At 47.5% G+C, this 20,102-nt stretch carries 14 protein-coding genes; 5 read left to right on the forward strand and 9 right to left on the reverse strand.

The window, feature by feature from the left end; genetic code table 11:
- Positions 1-107 precede the first annotated feature (107 nt).
- From NC796_RS16830 to NC796_RS16845, 4 genes are read right to left on the reverse strand one after another with little or no spacing between them, the layout of a single operon-like run.
- Positions 108-1,148, reverse strand: coding sequence for a PAS domain S-box protein (locus NC796_RS16830; RefSeq protein WP_310686055.1), 1,041 nt, complete (start codon positions 1,146-1,148; stop codon positions 108-110).
- Positions 1,149-1,164: 16 nt separating this feature from the next.
- Positions 1,165-1,359: a response regulator gene (locus NC796_RS16835; protein ID WP_310686147.1), complete on the reverse strand. Its 195-nt coding sequence runs from the start codon at positions 1,357-1,359 to the stop codon at positions 1,165-1,167.
- A 12-nt stretch (positions 1,360-1,371) separates the two neighbouring features.
- The gene (locus NC796_RS16840) at positions 1,372-1,542 is read right to left on the reverse strand and encodes a hypothetical protein (protein WP_310686056.1); all 171 of its coding nucleotides are present in this window, start codon (positions 1,540-1,542) and stop codon (positions 1,372-1,374) included.
- Positions 1,543-1,574: 32 nt separating this feature from the next.
- Positions 1,575-2,534 (reverse strand): PAS domain S-box protein, encoded by a 960-nt coding sequence (locus tag NC796_RS16845; RefSeq protein WP_310686057.1) that lies wholly within the window; start codon positions 2,532-2,534, stop codon positions 1,575-1,577.
- A gap of 229 nt (positions 2,535-2,763) precedes the next feature.
- Between NC796_RS16845 and NC796_RS16850 the strand changes: the two genes are divergently transcribed.
- Positions 2,764-3,525, forward strand: coding sequence for a lysophospholipid acyltransferase family protein (locus NC796_RS16850; protein ID WP_310686059.1), 762 nt, complete (start codon positions 2,764-2,766; stop codon positions 3,523-3,525).
- A gap of 69 nt (positions 3,526-3,594) precedes the next feature.
- Here NC796_RS16850 and NC796_RS16855 read toward each other — a convergent pair whose 3' ends face one another.
- On the reverse strand, positions 3,595-4,461 hold the full coding sequence (locus NC796_RS16855) for a nucleotide excision repair endonuclease (protein WP_310686060.1): 867 nt from the start codon (positions 4,459-4,461) through the stop codon (positions 3,595-3,597).
- Between the two features lie 152 nt (positions 4,462-4,613).
- Here NC796_RS16855 and NC796_RS16860 point away from each other — a divergent pair, with 152 nt between their 5' ends.
- The gene (locus NC796_RS16860) at positions 4,614-5,417 is read left to right on the forward strand and encodes a hypothetical protein (RefSeq protein WP_310686061.1); all 804 of its coding nucleotides are present in this window, start codon (positions 4,614-4,616) and stop codon (positions 5,415-5,417) included.
- 164 nt (positions 5,418-5,581) lie between these two features.
- A complete protein-coding gene (locus NC796_RS16865; RefSeq protein ID WP_310686063.1) occupies positions 5,582-8,857 on the forward strand; it encodes a UvrD-helicase domain-containing protein in 3,276 nt (1,091 codons plus the stop codon).
- A 60-nt stretch (positions 8,858-8,917) separates the two neighbouring features.
- On the opposite strand, the gene NC796_RS16870 is transcribed toward NC796_RS16865, so the two are convergent.
- The 4 genes from NC796_RS16870 to NC796_RS16885 form a co-directional block, all read right to left on the reverse strand.
- Complete coding sequence (locus NC796_RS16870; RefSeq protein WP_310686065.1) at positions 8,918-11,770, reverse strand: FAD-linked oxidase C-terminal domain-containing protein; 2,853 nt, start codon at positions 11,768-11,770, stop codon at positions 8,918-8,920.
- Positions 11,771-11,931: 161 nt separating this feature from the next.
- Positions 11,932-13,134: an L-2-hydroxyglutarate oxidase gene (gene lhgO, locus NC796_RS16875; protein ID WP_310686067.1), complete on the reverse strand. Its 1,203-nt coding sequence runs from the start codon at positions 13,132-13,134 to the stop codon at positions 11,932-11,934.
- A gap of 116 nt (positions 13,135-13,250) precedes the next feature.
- A complete protein-coding gene (locus tag NC796_RS16880) occupies positions 13,251-14,603 on the reverse strand; it encodes a RagB/SusD family nutrient uptake outer membrane protein (RefSeq protein WP_310686068.1) in 1,353 nt (450 codons plus the stop codon).
- 8 nt (positions 14,604-14,611) lie between these two features.
- Positions 14,612-17,707: a SusC/RagA family TonB-linked outer membrane protein gene (locus NC796_RS16885; RefSeq protein ID WP_310686070.1), complete on the reverse strand. Its 3,096-nt coding sequence runs from the start codon at positions 17,705-17,707 to the stop codon at positions 14,612-14,614.
- A 323-nt stretch (positions 17,708-18,030) separates the two neighbouring features.
- Between NC796_RS16885 and NC796_RS16890 the strand changes: the two genes are divergently transcribed.
- Together NC796_RS16890 and ahcY are read left to right on the forward strand one after the other, a co-directional pair.
- Positions 18,031-18,570 carry a TlpA disulfide reductase family protein gene (locus tag NC796_RS16890; RefSeq protein ID WP_310686071.1) on the forward strand — a complete coding sequence of 180 codons (540 nt, stop codon included), beginning with the start codon at positions 18,031-18,033 and terminating at the stop codon, positions 18,568-18,570.
- Between the two features lie 123 nt (positions 18,571-18,693).
- A complete protein-coding gene (gene ahcY / locus NC796_RS16895) occupies positions 18,694-20,004 on the forward strand; it encodes an adenosylhomocysteinase (RefSeq protein WP_310686073.1) in 1,311 nt (436 codons plus the stop codon).
- Positions 20,005-20,102: the final 98 nt, after the last annotated feature.

The raw sequence follows: 20,102 nt of genomic DNA on the forward strand, positions 1-20,102 counted from the left end.
CACTCCCGGCAGCAGCTGGTCGATCAACTCATGAGCTACATCAAAGACTATAACCAGAAGAACGCAAAACCATTCAACTGGACCTATGGAAAAGAGTACCTCACGAATTAAGTGGTAATGACACTAGAGCCTTTTACAAACGGTTCGAACTGCTCCTCGTTATCCATTTTCCACAGGTTCATGGGCTGAAATGTACTACCTTCCTGTGCGTCCCGAATAAAAATATGTCCCAGTTGCCACCCCAGGAACTTCTTTATCCGTTTGATACAGGCTTCCAGGGAGTGGGTGTAGTCCATATTTTTATTGACAATCTGGGCAATATCTTTTTGCAGTTCCTGGACTTTTTGATCCCAAATCATCTGCTGCTCTGCTTTTTTTCGCTCCCTGATGTCTCGGATGATGCTATACGTTTGCTCTTTCCCGTCTCTCAGTTCAACAATACGAGATGTTATCTCAACCGGGATGGCAGACCCGTCTTTGTGTTGTAGTTCCAGCTCTCCCTTAAACTTCTTCTCTTCAGCCTGTTCTCTCTCATGAAGTAGTTTTTGCAAGTCGGTGCCGTCAAGTTGAAATAGATCGGTTCTTCTTAGCTCCAGGAGTTCTTCCCGGCTGTATCCCAGCAGATCGCACAACGCTTGATTGGCATCCAAGACCTTTCCTTTTTTCTCTGGCTGTCCAATTAAAATACCGTCCATGCTGGAATTGAACAGCAGTCGGTATCGCATCTCACTTCTTTTCAGGGAGTACTCAGCATGCAGTCGTTTTTCTTTCTCCTTGGATTCTCGAATAGCTCGTATAGCTACTTGCCCCAGGCGTTTTTCTGCATTGTTCTTGATGAGGTAGTCTACTGCTCCCTCCTTAATCAGTTCAACAGCCTTTTCGTCACCAATCGTCGCCGAAACGATAATGATTGGAACCTCTTCGCAGTATGAATCTTTCAACTTGATTGCATCTAGGCCTGTGAAATTTATCAGGCGGTAGTCGGAGAGAATAAGATCGGCCGGAAAGTTCTGCAGGGCCTCCTCATAAGTCTGCTTGTTGTGCACCAGCTTAATTTTGTCGAACGGTTCCCCTGACCGCTGCAGGTACTGCTTCATCAGGTTGGCGTCAGCCTTGTTGTCTTCCAATATCAGAACATTGAATCCCATATTTGACCGAAATGGTTTAGTTGGGTTTTTGGTTGAGCAGCAGCCAGTAAAAGCCAACGTCCGATATTGAATCCAGGAATTTGTTAAAATTCACCGGTTTTACGATGTAGCTGTTGACCCCATACTCATAACTTTGAACGATATCTTTTTCCTCTTTGGAGGAGGTAAGAATGACCACCGGAATGCGCTTGGTTTCTGAATGTGTCCGGATTTCTTTAAGTACCTAGAGCCCGTCAACCTTTGGCATTTTCAGGTCCAGCAGTACCACTTTCGGTTTGTTTCTTATGGAGCGGTCGCCGTATTCCCCGCGGGCAAACAGGTAATCAAGTGCCTGCTCGCCATCTTTAACCCATACTACTTTATTTCCCAGGTTTCTTTTTTTTAAAGCCCGCATGGTCAGGTCGGCATCTCTATTGTTGTCTTTGGCTAATAAGATTTCAATACCCTTTTGTCGTCCTTGATTATCTTTGCTGCAAATTTTTCTTCAAACAGCTCACTGTCCGTTTTCCCGATGATATCTTCCTGTTCCAGTCCAAAAGTTTTTCTGAACTCCTTGTTAACCAACCGATACGGTCCATCTACATCCTTCACAAAGATAAATGAGCCCGATTGCTCCATGATCGCTTCGAGCAGCTTTTGCTGTTTTAATAGTTCATCCTGGGCTGATTTCTGTTTAGAGATATCAATCCCGACTCCCAACAGGTAGGGCTTGTCATTCAAGATGATTCTGCTGGCACTGAAATAAAACGGAATTTGATCACCTTTTTTTGTGACAAGACTGGCCTCAACTTCTACACTTCCCTCTTTGAATGCCTGCCCTATCGCTTCTGAAATTCGCTCTTTGTCTTTACCCTTAAAAAAGTCGAGTGCATCCAGCGTCCTTATTTCTTTCGTGCTGTAGCCGGTAATTTCTTCCACATTCTTATTCCATCGCAGCATGTTTCCTTCATCGTCGAAGATATAGAACGTCCCGGGGATATTTTGGGCAAGGGCGTCCATAAACTCTTTTTCTATATTCAACTCCTGTTCCGCCTGGACTTGCTCAGTCACATTTTGGGCCAGGACGAGCTTGCACATCTTATCCCCATCATAAATGGGGGTTGAAAGAATGTGAACAAAGAGTTCGGAGCCGTCCTTTCTCCTGTGCTCCCAGATACCCGCATTGTTGAAGTGTGGCTTTCGTTTTTCTACCTCTGTAATCAACTTTGGTATTTCACTTTGGGGACGCAGATCTTTTATGGAGAGGGAAAGGGCCTCGTTTCTGTTATAGCCGTAGAGTTGTAGCGCGGCCTCATTGACCTCTATAATGCTGAAATCATCGGGATCATAGATCCACATGGGATTTGGGTTATCTTCAAAAAATAGATCTATGTTTTTTATACCCATAATTTGCGCTCCTGCCTGATCCCTAATTTTCAGAGGTGAGAGTATTACCGCGGTAAATGTTAATTAATTTTAATATTTATTTCCAAATATTGCCGCTCAGTATGTCAAAAATAGGTGGAAACGCTTAGTTTATTTCCCTGCCACTGGTTGTAGCTTGTTTTTTCTCTTAGTTCGGATTCTTTCATCCTGCTGTTTACATTGCTCAAAATTTTGCAGTATTTCTTTCCTGATGAAGTCAGCAATTAAATCAGTATTTATTTGGAGCGCCGTGCTGGGCCTGATTGCCATTTGGGTGCCGGTGCTGGGTGTGGTTCGGCTGTTTGACCGCGATCCCGCGCATTATCGCACGGGGCGACTCTTCCGCAAGCTGGGTAAGTGGATTACCAAGGTGAATCCAGAGTGGTCGATTCATATTTCGGGTAATACCGAGGTAGACGACCGAAAGCCGTTCATAGTGGTAAGTAATCACCTGTCCAATGCCGATATCCCCCTTATCTCAAACCTGCCGTGGGAGATGAAATGGATTGCCAAGAAAGAGCTTTTCGAGGTTCCGCTCTCGGGATGGATGATGAAGATGGCGGGCGATATCCCGGTGAACCGGCGCGACCCCCGCAGTCAGATATCAACGCTGAAAAATGCCGTGCATTATTTGCGTAACAACTGCTCCGTAATGTTTTTCCCCGAAGGTACACGCTCTCGTTCCGGAAAGCTGGGACGTTTCACCAACGGTGCGTTTCACCTGGCCATACGAGAACAGGTCCCCGTATTGCCACTGGTCATTGATGGCACGCAGGACTGCCTTCCCAAGAACAGCTGGAAGTTTGGTCGCGCCCCGGAGATCCGCCTGAAAGTGCTCGACCCGATCCTGGTAGAAGGGTTAGGCTCAGATGATGTGGATGAACTGATGAAAAAAACACGGGCTGCCATTTTAGATCAGCTCTCCGAATGGCGCCAACAACCCACTGCCGAAATTGATGCAACAACGAAGTAAAAACAATAGAGGTGAGCCCTAAAGCGGCTACTTTTTGTGGGATAGATCATTAGGGAGGGTGTATTACCCTTAATCCAACGCCATCTCAATTAAATAATCGTCCAGTTTTTGCTGGGGAATGATGTGGGTGTCGAGATCCAGGTGCTGTACAATTTGGTGGTTTCGCTGGCTGCAGTTTTCGTAAAATCGTTTAAGGGCTTCAAAATCTTCAAGCAGAAGTTTGCCGATATATTTGTCCAGCAACTCCTGTTCCCTGAAATGAGAAAGCATAATTTCGAACAACTCATCCGAGGAGCCGATAAATAGTTTTTCCAGTAGCGCGGTGCTTATTATGTGCTCATCCGAAACGTTAAGGCTATAGTTCATGGGCGTAAGATTTTTGAGCAAGATCGAAGGAAGGTGGTGAGCGGAATCGACCTTGTGTTCAGCTATATACAGCAGGCGGAACAGGGCACCCAGGGCTTTGCGAACCACCACGTGACCTTTGAACGCCCCGTAGGTATGCCACTCTTTTTCAGAATATTGGCGCATGTTTAGTTTAAAGGTCCAATAGTTTTCCTCCTGCTTAACATGAATGAAGTAGTAAGTTTCTGGAGATTTTTTGGCATGATTGAACTCGGGTTGCTTTTGACGGATCAGCTTGTTTTCGCGGAGTAATGCCTGTTTCTCATTCTTGCAGAGCTCATACTGAATATCATGCACCATACGTATCAGCCTGATGGTTTTACGAGAGGATTTCCCAACCTTGGCACGGCGATAGGTAAACAGCCGATTGCGCAGGTTTTTGGCTTTGCCTACATACAGCAGCATACCATCGCGGCCATACATTTTATAGATTCCCGGTTTTTTGGGTAACGCATCAAAAAAATCAGTCCCCAATCGATCTTCGAGTGGATTATAGTGGTTAAACAGACGCTGTTGTTCGCTATTCTTCATAGCACCTTTTATAATTCAAATAACAAATTGAGTTTTCCTCGGCAGAAATCTATTCTTAAAAAAAATACTTCTAAATAGAACATAGAATTACCATTTGTCGTGTTATTTGTCTTACTTTACAAATACAAACTTCATAAAAACTGGGGGAAGTTATGAGGAAGCTATCATATACAGGGTTATTTGTCATCTTAGTGTTAATCTCTTCTGTGGCAGCCGGTCAGTCAAGCGATGCCAATTACCTGAAATTCGATTATATAAAAGTACAACCCGAGAACGTCCATGATTATCTTGAGTATATGCATAATACTTGGAAACCCCTCTATCAAAAGCAGGTGGCATCAGGTAAAATAGACAGTTGGAATTTATACCGGGTCTTTGCACCGGGGGGAGCAGATGGTAAATATAACTTTGTGGCTGTCACTTCTGCGTCCGGTCTTAATGTATACCAGTCCCTGAGTCCCAGGGAAATACTGAGTATGAATAAAAAATCGCAGCGAGAAATTGGCAGAATGATGGACAGGGCAAATGACCTGCGTACCGTCATGTACACGGAGTTCTGGAAAGCGATTAACAAAATTGATGAGGATGAGGCATCTCCACATCCTGCAAAATATATGATGGTTGACTACATGTTGGTCGCACCCGGCAAAGATTATGACTACCAGATGCTGGAAGATGAGGTGGCAAAACCGATCCACCAGGAACGAAAAGAACAGGACCGTATGGCAGGATGGGAATTGTTTTCCCTTATAACCCCGGGCGGTCGGGAATATGGGTATAATTTTGCTACCGGAAACTATTTTGAGGAACTCAGCGATGTAGAGTTCGGCTTTACCGAAGATGTCGTCATGAATGCACTGCCGGGTACTGACCTTCCCGAACTCTTTGATACCATCTTTGCCACCCGCTCCCTGGTAAAAAGCGAGGTTTGGGAACTGGTTGATCGTACTGACTAAAATTATAAAAGTTTGAAATCCGGATGCTCCCCATTTGTTCTGCGATTAGAGCAATATGCTGAATTTGGGCATCTGGATTTCGAATTTAATATCGCTTTTCTTGTTTTTGAAATACCCATTGCCCATCTTCATTCTGATTGTTTGAAAAAAGTGATATCAGAACTATGCCGTACATTGCCGACCTCCATGTCCATTCCCACTACTCCAGGGCGACCAGCAAGGATCTGAATCTTGAATCGCTCTATCAATGGGCTAAAATAAAGGGTATTAACGTAGTTGGAACGGGCGACTTTACTCACCCGGAATGGTTTAATGAACTCAAACAGAAACTACAACCGGATGGAAGAGGATTCTATACACTGAAAAACCCACCCGAGGACCCGGCGATTCCCGGGACAAAAACACGGGACATAGATGTACGATTTTGCCTGACTACCGAGATCAGCTCTATCTACAAGCATGGGGATTGCGTACGCAAGAACCACAACCTGGTATATGCTCCCGACCTGGATACGGTGGCACGCATCAACCACAAGCTTTCGGCCATCGGGAACCTGGAAGCCGACGGGCGCCCGATATTAGGGCTGCCATCGCGCGATCTGCTGGAGATTGTCCGTGAGACCTCGGACCGGGCCTACCTGGTGCCGGCCCACATTTGGACGCCGTGGTTTTCTACGCTCGGTTCCAAGGCCGGGTACGACAGCATCGAAGCCTGTTTCCGGGATTTGACCGGTGAGCTGTTTGCAGTGGAGACAGGCCTCTCTTCCGATCCCGCTATGAACTGGAGACTTAGCAATCTCGATCAATACACGCTGATTTCAAATTCTGATGCCCATTCACCCTCCAAGCTGGGCCGTGAAGCCAATCTTCTGGATACCGAATTAAGCTATGATGGGCTTTTTGAGGCTTTCAAGACCGGGGATGGTTTTATGGGGACGTACGAGTTTTATCCCCAGGAAGGAAAATACCACCATGATGGTCATCGCAAATGTGATATCTCCTTTGAACCCGAGGTAACCAAAAAGCATAATAGCCTTTGCCCTGAATGTGGGAAGTCACTTACCGTGGGTGTGCTTCACCGGGTAGTAGACCTTGCCGACCGCCAGCAGCCTCAAAAACCACGGGAAGCTGCTGATTACCAGTACATTATTCCACTGCCAGAAGTACTTGGAGAGATTGAAGGCGTGGGACCCAAAACAAAAACCGTCCGAAGAAAATACCGCGATGTGATATCAAACTTCGGTAATGAGTTCGACCTGTTGCACCAGGTCCCAATTGAGGATGTTGAGAAGAAAAACGGGGCTGTCCTTGCAGAAGCTGTGCGACGAATAAGGGACAATGATGTCAATCCCAAAGCCGGCTATGACGGTGTATTTGGGGTAATTAAAGTGTTTGAGGATGGGGAAATTGAACGGATTCGCGGGCAGCTGGGATTCTTTGGAATAGATGAATACAAAGTTGATGAAAAAGAACAGCAAGCTGCTGAGCCTGAGCCAAATGCCTACGAGCAAGATGAGGAACTCAAGACCGGCTCGGAAGAACCCTATGCTCTTAACCCTCAACAGCAAGAGGTAAAAGATTCCCTGCGCGGTACAACACTGGTGAAGGCGGGGCCGGGCACCGGGAAGACCCATGCTCTGGTTGAATGGATTGTAAACCAAGTGGAGATCGGCCAGCGAGCCCCGGATCAAGTGATGGCGGTTACCTTTACAAATAAATCAGCTGAAGAACTCCAGCAGCGATTAACCAATCGGTTGGGGTCCCGGGCCAAACGGATGACCATAGGTACATTTCATGCTATTGCATGGAAGTTGCTAAAAGAGCTGCGCCCAAATATACATACGATCTATGACCGGGGTGCCCGAAGAATGACGCTTAGTTTTGTGTTCCCGGAATTGAGCGGCTCGAAACGTAAGCAGCTCGAGGAGCACCTTTTACGATATTTTGAACTGGGCACAGAGCTTCCAGCTGATTTTAAAGACTACGCCCGAAGATACCAGGATTACCTTGAGGAGAACGGGGCAGTAGATCTCTCAAATATAATTAACCGTTTAGTTAGTATAGCCAGGGATAAGAATGATATCCGGAACCAGCTCCAAAATCGTTTTAAGGCAATTGCTGTTGATGAGTTGCAGGATATCAACCCGATTCAGTATGAGATGGTGGAATTGCTGGGCGGTGGAGATGAGAAAAGTATGCTGGCCATCGGGGATCCTGACCAGTCAATCTACGGCTTCCGCGGTTCTGATCTGTCGCTCTTCTTTAAGTTTGGACGCCAATTTGAAGCTAATGAAATCGCGTTGAGCAGAAATTATCGATCTACTGGCAACATATTGGAGGCGGCAGGATCTGTGATCGACCACAACGAGATGAAGAGTGAGGTTGCATTGAGACCCAGTAAGGAAGAGGGCAGTCTTATATCTGTGCATCGCGCAGCAAATCCTTTCGCAGAAGCTGATTATATACTGGACCAGGTTGAACGATACATCGGGGGAATTGACAGCTTGGCTTCAGGTACACATACCTACAGTCAGCACTCCTACGGTTTGGGGGACATCGCCGTGCTATATCGCACGAATGCGGTAGGGGAATCGCTCTTTAAAGCGTTTCTAAAAGCTGGAATCCCCGTAAACTTTGGAGATGGAACCCCGTTTCTCACTGAGCCCCCATTCACTGTAATTGCGAACCTCCTTCGACTCATGCTCAATCCAGGTAACAAAATGGCGCTAAGTGACCTGCTATCCGAAGGTTATGGTTGGAGTGAGGCACAAATAACGTCACTGCTGAATGCTGTCAGTGGTAATGAGATGTCACTGTTTGGGGACGAACTGGTAGAAAATATTGCAGATCCACTGCAGGAAGACCTGGAGAATTTGAAGAAGATATATGCAGATATTACTGAACATATTGAAAGTTCTGGGTTAGCATCGGCCGTGACAGTAGCCTGCAAAGAGTTTATGCCGGATGACCTGCTTACTGATGAGCAGCTCCTGAAGAAGGAGACACTGCTGGAACTGGCGGAGGAGTCGGATCAAAATCTGGAGCATTTCCTTGAGCAGATGCAGCTGAACCCCTATACCGATGCAGGCCGTCTCAAATCTGAAGGCGTCCATTTGTTGACCTTCCATGCGGCCAAAGGTCTGGAATTTCCGGTGGTTCTTATTGCTGCTGCAGAAGAAGAGGTTGCGCCGATACTTCGGGAGGATACGGATCTGGAGGAAGAAAGGCGCTTGTTTTACGTGGCTATGACCCGGGCGGAAGAAGAGCTCCAGATAACATACACTGACGAGAGAAGTCGGTACGGTGAGTTGCGAAAAATGGAGGCTTCCCGGTTTATCTCTGAGATACCCGAACATCTAAAAGAGGTTTCCGGAGATGTGGAGGCTAAAACGGAAGATGAGAAAGAAGAGACCCAACCGGAGCAGTTGGGATTGTTTTGAACAGGAGCTGGAATATGTGCGACGCACTTTGGAAGTGCGTCGCACATTGATAGTCTAAGGCTATTTACTACCTGCCAGCAGTTCCGCAGGGTGGAACGCTTTACGACCGGTGCCATCCATAATCTGGTGACGGCAGGAAAAGCCTGGAGCACAAATCAGGGCGTCTTCGGGTAGTTCCCGCAAGGATGGGAAGAGTACAAGCTCACCGATATCCATCGATACTTTGTAATGCTCCTTTTCATATCCGAAGCTGCCGGCCATCCCACAACAACCGGTTGCCAGGTTTACTGGTTCAAATCCAGCTTTTTTAAGAGCTTTAAGTGTTGGGTCCATACCTACCAGCGATTTAGCGTGGCAGTGTCCATGCACATACACTTTAGCTTTCTTTTGGTAATTAAGTTTTTTATCCGATTGGTTAATAAATTCTTCAAACTGATAGGTGCGCTCAGAGATTAGTTCAGCCTTGTCCAGGTCTTCTTCTTTGCAGAGGTCCAGGTATTCATCTCGAAGGGTCAGTATCTCTGATGGTTCAAGTCCAACTATGGGAATACCTCTGCTGGCGTAGTTATATAGGGAAGGGATATTTCTGTAAACCAGTTGTTTAGCCAATGCCACCAATCCCTTCGAGAGATGTATTCGCCCCAGTTCAGCAATGTTTGGAACAATAACTTCATATCCCAGTGATTCAAGGATTTCTACGGCTGCTTTCCCGATATCCGGTTCATGGTAGTCGGTGAAGATGTCAGCCAATAACACAACCTTGTCATTTGCCCTCTGCTTTTGGTATCCATGAAACCATGTCCTGAATCGTTGATTAGCAAATTCAGGCAGATTTCGTTTTGGGTGGATACCAAGGAATTTTTCGAGGAGTTCTTTTCCCACGAGACTATTAATTAACCAGTTGGTTATTTGCGGAAAGGCACTTGCCAGTGGATAGAGAGCTCCTGCCTGGCCGAAAAAACGCTCGGCGAGTGTAATCCCGTTCTCCTGATGCCACCCCTGCATAAACTCGGCTTTCATCCGTGCCATATCCACATTGGCCGGACACTCGCTCTTGCAGGCTTTGCAGCTGAGGCAGAGGTCCAGGGCATCTTTTAGCTCTTTTGATTTGAATGCGTCCTTTTGCTTACCGGAAAAGAGCTGCCGGAAAAGGTTTGCTCGTCCCCGGGTAGTATCTTTCTCTTCTTTGGTGGCCATATAGGAGGGGCACATTGTGCCACCACTCTCGGCAAGTTTACGACAAACCCCGGCACCGTTGCACAGTTCCAGTGCTTCTCCGAAGCTGCCCTCTTTGCGCCAGTTAAATTCAGTATCCACCTCTGCTTTCCTGTACGTAGTCGGGGAAACCCGAAGATCCTCATCAATCGGTTTTGCACGTATGATTTTGCCAGGGTTGAAAATATAGCTGGGATCCCAGATCTCCTTTACTTTTTGGAGAAGTGGGATCATCTCTTTGCCAAGCACTTTTTCGATATAGGGAGCACGGGCCCGGCCGTCGCCGTGTTCACCTGAAAGAGACCCATTATAACTGCGCACAAGGTCCGCAATATCATCAGCCATATCCTTCATCTTCTGGACGCCTTCGGCCGTATGGATATCGATGACCGGCCGCAGGTGTAGCTCCCCAACCGAAGCGTGCGCATAAAACACGCAATTGGTGTCGTACTTGTCTAAAAGCTTTTTGAAGTCGTCAACGTAATCGGGCAGATCCTGCACGCGAACGGCAGTATCCTCACAGAATGAAGGAGAAGGGGCGCTTGAACCCAGCCCCATAAGCAGGCCCAACCCTGCTTTCCTTAGCTCCCAAACACGGTTGACTTCATCCGTGTTGGTAAGAATAGGGTGAGCGTATCCAAATCCATTTGAACGTAATCGCTTTTTGAGGTCAGTTGCTCTTTTCTCAATTTCATTCTGTTTTTGTCCCTCAAGCTGGATAATAAGGATACATTCTGGCTCTCCATCCAGGAAAAAGCGATTCTTTCGCTGCTCAATGTTGCCTTTTGTGGCATCCAGGATGATGCTGTCGACCAATTCCACCGCTGCGGGTTCGTACTTCACAATCTCAACGGTAGCCTCCATCGCTTCTCGCAGGGAGTTGAAGTGGGGAACCATTACCAGTTTGCAGGGGTCCAGCGGTTCAAGGTTCACTTTTGCCGACACGGTCATCGCCAGCGTGCCTTCACTCCCACAGAGGAGTTCCGCCATATTGAAAGGTCTCCCATCGGGGGCAAAGGGTTGCATGCTGCAGAGCTTGTCGAGCACATATCCGGTGTTTCGTCGTATAATCTCGGGATGGGGATACGCTTCCAGTATTTTCTGGCGATGTTCTTCGATAAGCTGCAAGACTCCCCGGTAGATATCACCTTCAAGGTTATTAAGCTTCTTCTTCTCCTCAAGCTCTTCAGGGGATAAAGGTTTGAAAACGGCTCGGGATCCATCACTTAGAATAGTCTCAATTTCCAGGATGTGATCCCGGGTTGTGCCATATTTGATCGAAAAGGATCCGCATGAGTTGTTGCCAATCATTCCACCAAGCATACAGCGGTTCGTGGTGGCGGTGTCTGGCCCAAAGATCAGGTCGTGTTTGCAGGCCTCTCGGTTTAGCGTATCCCGGATAACCCCGGGCTCAACGCGGGCTCTCCGTCCCTTGGGATCAAGATCCAATATCCTGGTCATATGCCGTGATACATCCATAATCACCCCGTTACCTGTTGTTTGTCCTGCCAGGCTGGTGCCGGCACTCCTGGGGGTAATGGTAAACCGCTCCTTGTTAGCCCTTTGTACGAGCTCCTGGATATCCCTGGGCCTTTGAGGAAAGGCTACTCCCCTGGGCATCTCTTCATACATGGAAGCATCATTTGCATAAAGTCGCCGGGTTTGTGAGTCGGTCTTAATTTGGAGTGAATCGGGCATATGGTGCGGTATTTATATTCGTATTTGAATCTCTAACGTAAGAAATTCAGGAGTGTAGGCAAAGAAGGGCGTGTCCTTGGTTACGTTTATTCACAGGTATGAATCTGCATCGACAGTAGAAGCCTGCTGCCAAAGGTGTAAAGGTAGTTACGAATCTATATCTACAGATCGAAATTCCGCTCGGCGCGCTTCACTACTTCATCCCCGATAGCCAGGCCTGCCGTGGCAGCAGGACTTGGGGCATTCAGGATGTGAATTTCGTTGCGGGTTGTCTCAAAATGGAAATCATCCAGGATCTGCCCATTTGGTTTCAGTGCCATGGCTCGTACCCCCGAGGGGGAGGTGACAAGATCATTCTCACTGATGGCGGGAATTAGTCTCTGCAGGTCCTCAACAAACGCTTTTTTAGAAAAGGAGCGGTAGTACTCATCCAGTCCCATGCGCCAGTGCTGCTTGGCCAGGTTCCAGAACCCGGGGAAATTGATCGTTTCAATGGTTTCATTGAGATCAAATGAGAGTTTATTGTATCCCTCACGTTTGAATGCAAAAACTGCATTGGGACCACATTCTATACCTCCGAGGACCATTTTGGTGAAATGAACCCCTAAAAACGGGAATGCAGGATTGGGCATCGGGTAGATCAAGCCGTTCACCAGGTGCGCGGCATCGGGTTTCAGCTCGTAGTATTCACCGCGGAAAGGCACAATTTGTATTTCGCTGCGCACGCCAGCCGATTCCGCTACATGGTCGCTGTAGAGTCCCGCGCAGTTGATCAGCCAGGATGCCTCAAAATGGTCACTTTCTGTAACAGCTACAACATGCCCGTTCTGGTGATGTACATTTTTTACCTCTTGATTGAATTTAACTTCATTGCCTTTTTCTTCGATGAGCTCTTTCTGTTTTTCGCAGACACCCACAAAATCAACGATACCTGAACAGGGAACATGGATCGCTTTCACACCACTGGCATGCGGTTCGATTTCAGCCAGCCGCTCCGGCCCAATCATCTCAATGTCTTCAATCTCGTTAATCTGGCCGGTCTCATAGATTTTTTCCAACCTGGGGATGTCTTTCTCTTCAGTGGCAACAATCACTTTGCCGCAAATTTCATATGCTACCTCATGCTCTTCACAAAAGTCTACCAGCTGGTGTCGCCCATTCACACAGTTTTTTGCCCTATAACTATTTGGTTTGTAATAAATTCCGGAATGAATGACGCCTGAATTGTGCCCCGTTTGGTGCGCAGCCACCCGGTCTTCCTTGTCAAGAACCAAGATGTCAAGATCAGGATATTTTTGGGAAAGTTTATAAGCCGTTGAAAGGCCAACGATGCCGGCTCCAACGATGATAAAATCGTATTTCATACAGAAAATAGTCTAAATTATTTAATTGCCGTCCAATATAAAAAATGTGCACTTAATAATAATAAAGGAGGCCGGAAATACCGACCTCCTTGGTAAAATTAATATTTATTGGATGGTTAATTGACATTTTCAGCTTCTGGAATGGGGAAGCTAATCCAGACGTTGTCTCCCGAACGATCAATAGGAAGGTTGTCCAGGCGATCGTAACGCCGCATATCTATCCACCGGTGTCCCTCGAAAAAGAGCTCATACCGGCGTTGGTTCAGCATTTCATTCGTAAGCGCTGCCTGGGTGGTGGACCCGCTGTAATCGGGGAGATCGGCTGCATTGCGGACTATATTGAGCAGGTCTTCCGCGTCATCCAGGTCAGAGCCCTGGTTCCTGTTGATGAGCGCTTCTGCCCTTAACAGAATCAGTTCGGCATTACGGATAATCGGGATGGAAGCCGTTGGGGAATCATAAACGGCCAGCCCGTAGTTACTGCTCAGGCCATCCAGGGCGGCCTCCGATTCGCGTAGTTCTACTTTCTCATCCACGCGGGCATCCCCATTTTCGGCATCCGCAACAAACGAGGGATGTGCCACCCAGCTATCGCCGGAACCCGCTTGTGGATCTGCAAACACCGGATTGGTCTCATCGTTGGGTTGGGTGGTGAAGTCGTGGTAGACGCCTGTGGCCAAGCTGCCGTCCTCGTCAATAAACGAGTTGTCCAATGCATCGAGTACAGCCTGCCAGTCGCTCATTTGATACGCTGCCACGCGCGCCTGGAGTGCCCGGTTGAACTGCTGGAATCCTTCTGAATCGTCAAAACCGGAGAACCCCGGTGGCAGATTAAAGATAAATTCAGCGTTGTCCAGGTCGGTATACGCTTCATCGAGCAGGCTTTCAATCAGGGCGAATCCATCGGGCTTGCTGAGCATATCACCCACCGCATTGATATCATCGGTAACCTGCCGGCGAATACCGTTATTATTAGTCAAATTCAAAGCCAGCAGGTACTGGTAAGCTTTGATCGTTTTGGCGAATCCCAGTATTCCGTTCAGTTCCTCCGCGTTTACGGCCGGTGAATTGGAGGCTGCCTGGATCAGGATATTAGCCATCCGGATATTGGCATAGTAGGCCGACCACGGACGTGTGGTATAAAATGAACCGGGATCAAGCTGCGAATTTTCCTTTCCAAGCAGATCACCGGTATTACGAGGCTCTGCTGAAAGGAAGCGATACATCTCGCGCCCGATCATGCCGTGGTTGATGAACCAGATGCGCATATCCACCCGCATACCTGAAACAGTACCCACCGCCAAAGTTGAAAGATTTGGACGAGAGGGATTGTCCAGAACTACTTGCAGTTCGGTGTTATTGGGATCAGCGCGGTCTTCAATGTCGATGATGTTGCATCCACTGATCCAAACTAGAGCCGCAAAGAAGATTGCGAAACTTGCCTTGTTTATTGTATTTAGTCGTTTCATGGTCCCCCCTAAAAGTCGATGTTTAAGTGAGCATAGAACTGCTTGGAAGAGGGGAACGGCGTAACCTCAACTCCGCGGCCAATCGGTTGATTGCCAAAGTTCGATACTTCGGGATCATAGCTGCGGTACGGCGTAATCGTAAACAGGTTTGTTGCCGAAACTCCAACCCGAACGCCCCTGATGGCGTTATTAAGGGAAGCGAAGGCAGAGACCGGCACATCGTAATACAGGCCGATTTCCCGCATACGCAGGTAGCTGGCATCCTGGATAAAATGATCGGCACTTATACCCAGCAGAGCCAGACGTTTGATAGCGTTTGTTTCGGTGCCGTCAAGGCCGGCTGCCTCAAGCCTAAAATCAGCAATATCCAAGTCGGTGTCATCGTAATCATTCGTTGTGCCGTTCAGGTCAAACAGCAGTTCCGTAAGATTGAGGTTGTCACCACCCTTTTTCCAGTGAAGCAGGAAATTCAGGCTTAAGTTGTTGAAAATTCTGACATCGTTGGAAAATGACATCTGGAAGTCGGCTTCGCCATCTCCCAGCTTCTTGGTAATTATTGACAAGCTGCCCTCTTCTTCCGAGACTACATTGCCATCGTCATCCCTGTACACAAGATCTCCATTTGTGTCCAATTCAGGATCCGAACCCACGATCTGAGTAGCAGATTCTCCTTCTTCTATGCGATATTGCCCCAGTGAGGTCCCAAAACCGCCACCCTCTATATCAAATGGTGGAACTGGTAGATCAGTTACTTTTGACCAGTTTTTCCAGAAATTGATGGAAGAATTCCACCTGAAGTTGGCGGTGTTAAAAGGCAGCAGGTTCAACCCTACTTCGACACCTCGGTTCCACATGCTGCCGGAGTTGAAACTTTCAAAATCAAAACCGGTAGAGGGTTCGAGCTCGCGCTGCAGCAACATGTCTTCAATGCTTTTTTGATAAACTGTTAACTCCAGCGAACCAAATCCGCTGGCCAGACTGGCGTCAATCCCGGCTTCGATTTCAGTTTGTCGTTCCGGTTTCAGGTTCTCCACACCACGGGTTTCATCGATTAATACACCACCGAGACCGGCGATGTTCGATGGACCCAGCGAAGTGAATTTGGCGCCAAAGGTTGAAAGGTTGCCTGTTTGCCCAAACGCCACACGGAGCTTCAGGTTTTCCAAGGTTCCGCTGTTCCAGAAGTCCTCATTTGTAAGATTCCAAGCCAGGGAGGCTTTGGGGTAGAGATAGAATTTACCGACATCACCATTGCGGTCCGATTTATCAAATCGGAGTCCCGCTGTAAAGATATAGGTATCATCAAAGTTGAGTTCCTCTTGTAGGAAAAATCCGCGATCGCGCTGGAAAACTTTGGTCTGGTCCGCATTTAATTCAACAGCTTGGTCTACGTTGGTTTGGGTACCCAGGATATTGTTGGCAATGGTCAGGATCCGGTTTTGGTCATTGTTGAATGATGTGTACCCGGCCTGAGATGTAATTGTAAGGTTGTTGCCGGTGGTAAAAGTATGGACGAGGATAGCACTGGTGTTGGTGTTAAGATTATCAGTTGCTGTTTCAATTAGTGTTCCCGGCGACCCGCTTATGCGCTCAAACTGAAGCTCCGAAGGGAAAATGAGCTTGTTGTTTTGGCTGAAAAAGTCAACCCCGCCATTGAATGTAAAGGTGAGGAAATTATTGGGTTTCTGCCAGATATTGAAATTGGCTTTTACCGAGGTTGAGACGCGATCAACACCCTCTCCATTGGAGAAAAGGTCACGGGTTTGTAGTGGGTTGGAGGTATTAAAAGGATGATCCGGGTATAATCCATCTTCGTTCGGTCTCAGGTCGATGAAGTTGGGAGTGGCTGTCATGGCCACACCAAAGGTCGTGCCCGAGTTGTCATTGTTTGTAAGGCCCCGAAAGGCTTGCGAATGCACATAATTACTGGAAACGGCGACATTCAGACTGGGACTGAACCGGTGATCCATATTGGCCCGGATCGACTGGCGTTCATATCCCGTAGTGGGGATAATGCCTTCGTCGTCCTGTAGGGAACCACTTACAAAGAAGGAGGTATTCTCGTTGCCAAAGCTGGTGCTCAGCGTGGTTTTGGATAATAACCCTTCCTGGCCATACATCTCCTCTTCGTAGTCAATAAATCGATTCTGAGACTGGGCCTCTTCAAACAGGGTGCGCCCGGTAGAGCCAAAAGCAGAATCCGCCGTGGCAACGGTGAAGTCACGCATACCCAGCTTTTTCTGAATTGTGGTAAAGCCCACCCGTTGGGACAAGCTAAACAGCGGACCGCCCGAGGTGCCGCGCTTGGTAGTAATAATAACAACACCGCCGGAGGCTCGTTGCCCGTAAATTGCTGCCGCTGAAGCTCCCTTCAGGATCTCAATGCTCTCGATATCCTCGGGATTCAGATCGGCAATGCGGTTAACAGGGTTGTCCTGGTTGGAGGCACTACCCCCGCCGGCTGCTGCAGTTACAGCATTGGATCCGTTGGGAATATCATCATTATTGTAATAGATACCGTCCACAATATAGAGTGGCTGCGAAGCCCCGTTGATACTGGTTACTCCGCGCAAACGGATGGAGATCCCTCCGCCCGGAGCACCCGAGTTGGCACTGATTTCTGCCCCGGTCACTTTCCCGTACAGGTTCGAACTCAGGGTCTGGGCAGGCGATTTTCCAATGAGTTCTTCTGCAGAAATCGAAGAAACAGAGTTGGCAAGGTTCTCTCGTTTTACAGTGGTGCCAAGTCCTGACACGACGACTTCACCCAGCTCTGCAATATCCTGCCGGAGTGTTACATCCAGGGTCCCCGTATTGGAATCTACCGGGAACGTCTTGGTCTGATAACCGATATATGAAAACACTAACGTTGCACTCGAACCCTGCAGCTCAATTTCATACTCCCCCTGGCTGTTTGTGACGACGCCAGATCCTGTTTCCTGAACCTGGATGGTTACGCCGATCAGGGGTTGATCGGTTTGTTCTTCAGTTACTGTTCCTGAAACAGTAAACTGGGCTACTGTTGCATAAGAAAAACCCAAAAGAAAGGTTGCAACAGCTAATACTAACAGTAGATTGGAGAAACTTCTGTCGCTTTTTTTCATATTAGCTCCATTTATGTAATGCTATATTTGACAGAAAAGGCGGGAAATATAGCGCTGACCGTCTACCTGCTTTTCGCGCTGACTGGCAACGTTTGAAAAATAGGTAGGCTATTTGATACTAAGTTACTGATTTTAAATGAATTAAGCGATATTATGGGTTGTTTATTGAAGCAGGCAGAATAGCAAGTAGGGAACATGATAAAGCGGACTTTTTTTCGGTAAGTAAACGTTATATTGGCCCTTCTAAGAAGAGGAAGATTTAATTTTAAATTAGTTACTATATGAAACTGTTGTACTCCTTAAAAAAGCTCATTCTGTTGTTAATGTTTACAAGCCTTTTGGTGGCGTGCAGTTCTGAGAAACAAGAATCATCCACTCCAAAGGCTGAATCTGCTACTTTACAAAACGATTCTACCGATACTGCAAAAAAATCAACTGCCGAAGCTCAGGCCGTTGAACAAGCAACATTTACCGATTTAGAAGGCAATGCTGTTGATATTGCTGAATTTGAAGGCAAAGTGGTGTTGATTGATTTTTGGGAAACCTGGTGTAAGCCCTGCCTGGCAAGCTTCCCGACGATGCAGCAGTTGATGGATGACTACCCAGAGCAATTTGTAGTTCTGGCCGTTACCCCGGGATTTCTTAACACGAAGGAAGATGCAAGCGAATTTTCCGGGGAAAATGACTATGATTTTGTTTACCTGTTTGATGAGAATAAGCTGCACCAAAAATTAAATGTGCAGGGCATTCCGTTTAAAGTGTTTGTGGATGCTGAAGGGAATTTTATAGAAATGTCGATGGGGAGCAGGGGACCGGAGGGCGATTACAAACACGCAAAAGAAATTATTGAGAAGCACAGCTGAACTATATACGCCCGTTCTTAGTTTCAGTTTGAGTGTAAATCAAAAGAGGGCGGTTACTTTGATTGACTATAGAATAACGAGTATCTTTATCCAACAATAGAAATTCAAAAACTGAAAAATTTTATGGCACAACAAGTTGAAGAAAAACTACCATATAAAGTAAAGGATATCGGCCTGGCCGACTGGGGTCGCAAAGAGATCCGTCTGGCTGAAGCCGAGATGCCGGGATTGATGTCCCTGAGAGAGGAATACCGTGAAGAACAACCGTTGAAAGGCGCCCGAATTGCGGGATGCCTCCACATGACCGTTCAGACGGCTGTACTCATCGAGACGCTAGTAGAACTCGGTGCTGAAGTGCAGTGGTCGTCTTGTAATATCTTTTCTACACAGGATGAAGCCGCCGCTGCAATTGCAGAAACCGGCGTACCGGTCTATGCCTGGAAAGGGGAAACCGAGGAGGAGTACTGGTGGTGCATTGAACAGACCCTGTATTTTGAGGATGGAAAGCCGTTGAACATGATTTTGGATGATGGTGGAGACCTGACTCAGGTGGTCCATGAAGAGCATCCGGAACTGCTCGATGAGATTCGTGGTATTTCCGAGGAAACAACCACCGGCGTAAACAGGCTTTACCAGATGGCCAAGAAGGGCGAACTTGGAGCTCCTGCCATCAATGTTAATGATTCGGTTACAAAGTCGAAATTTGATAACAAGTACGGCTGCCGCGAGTCTTGCGTAGATGCGATTCGTCGCGCCACTGACATCATGTTTGCCGGGAAAGTTGCCGTTGTAGCCGGATATGGAGATGTAGGAAAAGGCTCAGCCGCGTCGTTGCGTGGTGCCGGTGCTCGTGTTATCGTAACCGAAATCGATCCGATTTGTGCACTGCAGGCTGCCATGGAAGGCTATGAAGTGAAGAAGATGGACGACGCCATCAAGGAAGCCGATATCGTGGTTACCGCAACCGGAAACAAAGATATTATCACCGAGCGTCATTTCAAGGCGATGAAGGACAAGGCGATTGTCGGCAATATCGGTCACTTTGACAACGAAATTGATGTGGCCTGGCTGAAAGCCAATGCCGAGCGCGATAACATCAAGCCGCAGGTCGACCTGTTTAAGCTGGAGGATGGCAAAGAAGTGATTCTGCTTTCCGAAGGCCGCCTGATGAACCTGGGGAATGCTACGGGACATCCTTCATTTGTGATGTCGAACAGCTTCACCAACCAGACACTTGCTCAGATTGCGCTCTGGAATCGTCAGGATGATTTTGAGGTAGATGTGCATGTGCTGCCAAAAGATCTGGATGAGAAAGTAGCCCGTCTGCATCTGAAGAAAATCGGGGTTGATCTCGAAGAACTCTCCGATGAACAGGCGGAATACATCGGTGTGCCGAAAGAGGGTCCATACAAGCCGGACCACTACAGGTACTAATTCTTACGTTTTATTTAAGCAAAGGCCTCCGTCGTTTTGGACGGGGGCTTTTTTATTGCCTGAGTTAGACTAGAATTGGAATTTTAGATTCGTATTTT

Source organism: Aliifodinibius sp. S!AR15-10 (genome assembly GCF_031569985.1).
Taxonomy (GTDB): Bacteria; Bacteroidota; Rhodothermia; order Balneolales; family Balneolaceae; genus JAMQKA01.

Excerpts from the sequence above, each read along its gene's own strand:
- NC796_RS16865 (WP_310686063.1), top strand. The coding sequence starts at position 5,582 with ATGCCGTACATTGCCGACCTCCATGTCCATTCCCACTACTCCAGGGCG.
- lhgO (WP_310686067.1), bottom strand. The coding sequence starts at position 13,134 with ATGAAATACGATTTTATCATCGTTGGAGCCGGCATCGTTGGCCTTTCA.
- NC796_RS16850 (WP_310686059.1), top strand. The coding sequence starts at position 2,764 with ATGAAGTCAGCAATTAAATCAGTATTTATTTGGAGCGCCGTGCTGGGC.
- NC796_RS16855 (WP_310686060.1), bottom strand. The coding sequence starts at position 4,461 with ATGAAGAATAGCGAACAACAGCGTCTGTTTAACCACTATAATCCACTC.
- NC796_RS16870 (WP_310686065.1), bottom strand. The coding sequence starts at position 11,770 with ATGCCCGATTCACTCCAAATTAAGACCGACTCACAAACCCGGCGACTT.
- NC796_RS16885 (WP_310686070.1), bottom strand. The coding sequence starts at position 17,707 with ATGAAAAAAAGCGACAGAAGTTTCTCCAATCTACTGTTAGTATTAGCT.
- NC796_RS16860 (WP_310686061.1), top strand. The coding sequence starts at position 4,614 with ATGAGGAAGCTATCATATACAGGGTTATTTGTCATCTTAGTGTTAATC.
- NC796_RS16880 (WP_310686068.1), bottom strand. The coding sequence starts at position 14,603 with ATGAAACGACTAAATACAATAAACAAGGCAAGTTTCGCAATCTTCTTT.
- NC796_RS16890 (WP_310686071.1), top strand. The coding sequence starts at position 18,031 with ATGTTTACAAGCCTTTTGGTGGCGTGCAGTTCTGAGAAACAAGAATCA.
- NC796_RS16845 (WP_310686057.1), bottom strand. The coding sequence starts at position 2,534 with ATGGGTATAAAAAACATAGATCTATTTTTTGAAGATAACCCAAATCCC.
- ahcY (WP_310686073.1), top strand. The coding sequence starts at position 18,694 with ATGGCACAACAAGTTGAAGAAAAACTACCATATAAAGTAAAGGATATC.
- NC796_RS16830 (WP_310686055.1), bottom strand. The coding sequence starts at position 1,148 with ATGGGATTCAATGTTCTGATATTGGAAGACAACAAGGCTGACGCCAAC.
- NC796_RS16840 (WP_310686056.1), bottom strand. The coding sequence starts at position 1,542 with ATGCGGGCTTTAAAAAAAAGAAACCTGGGAAATAAAGTAGTATGGGTT.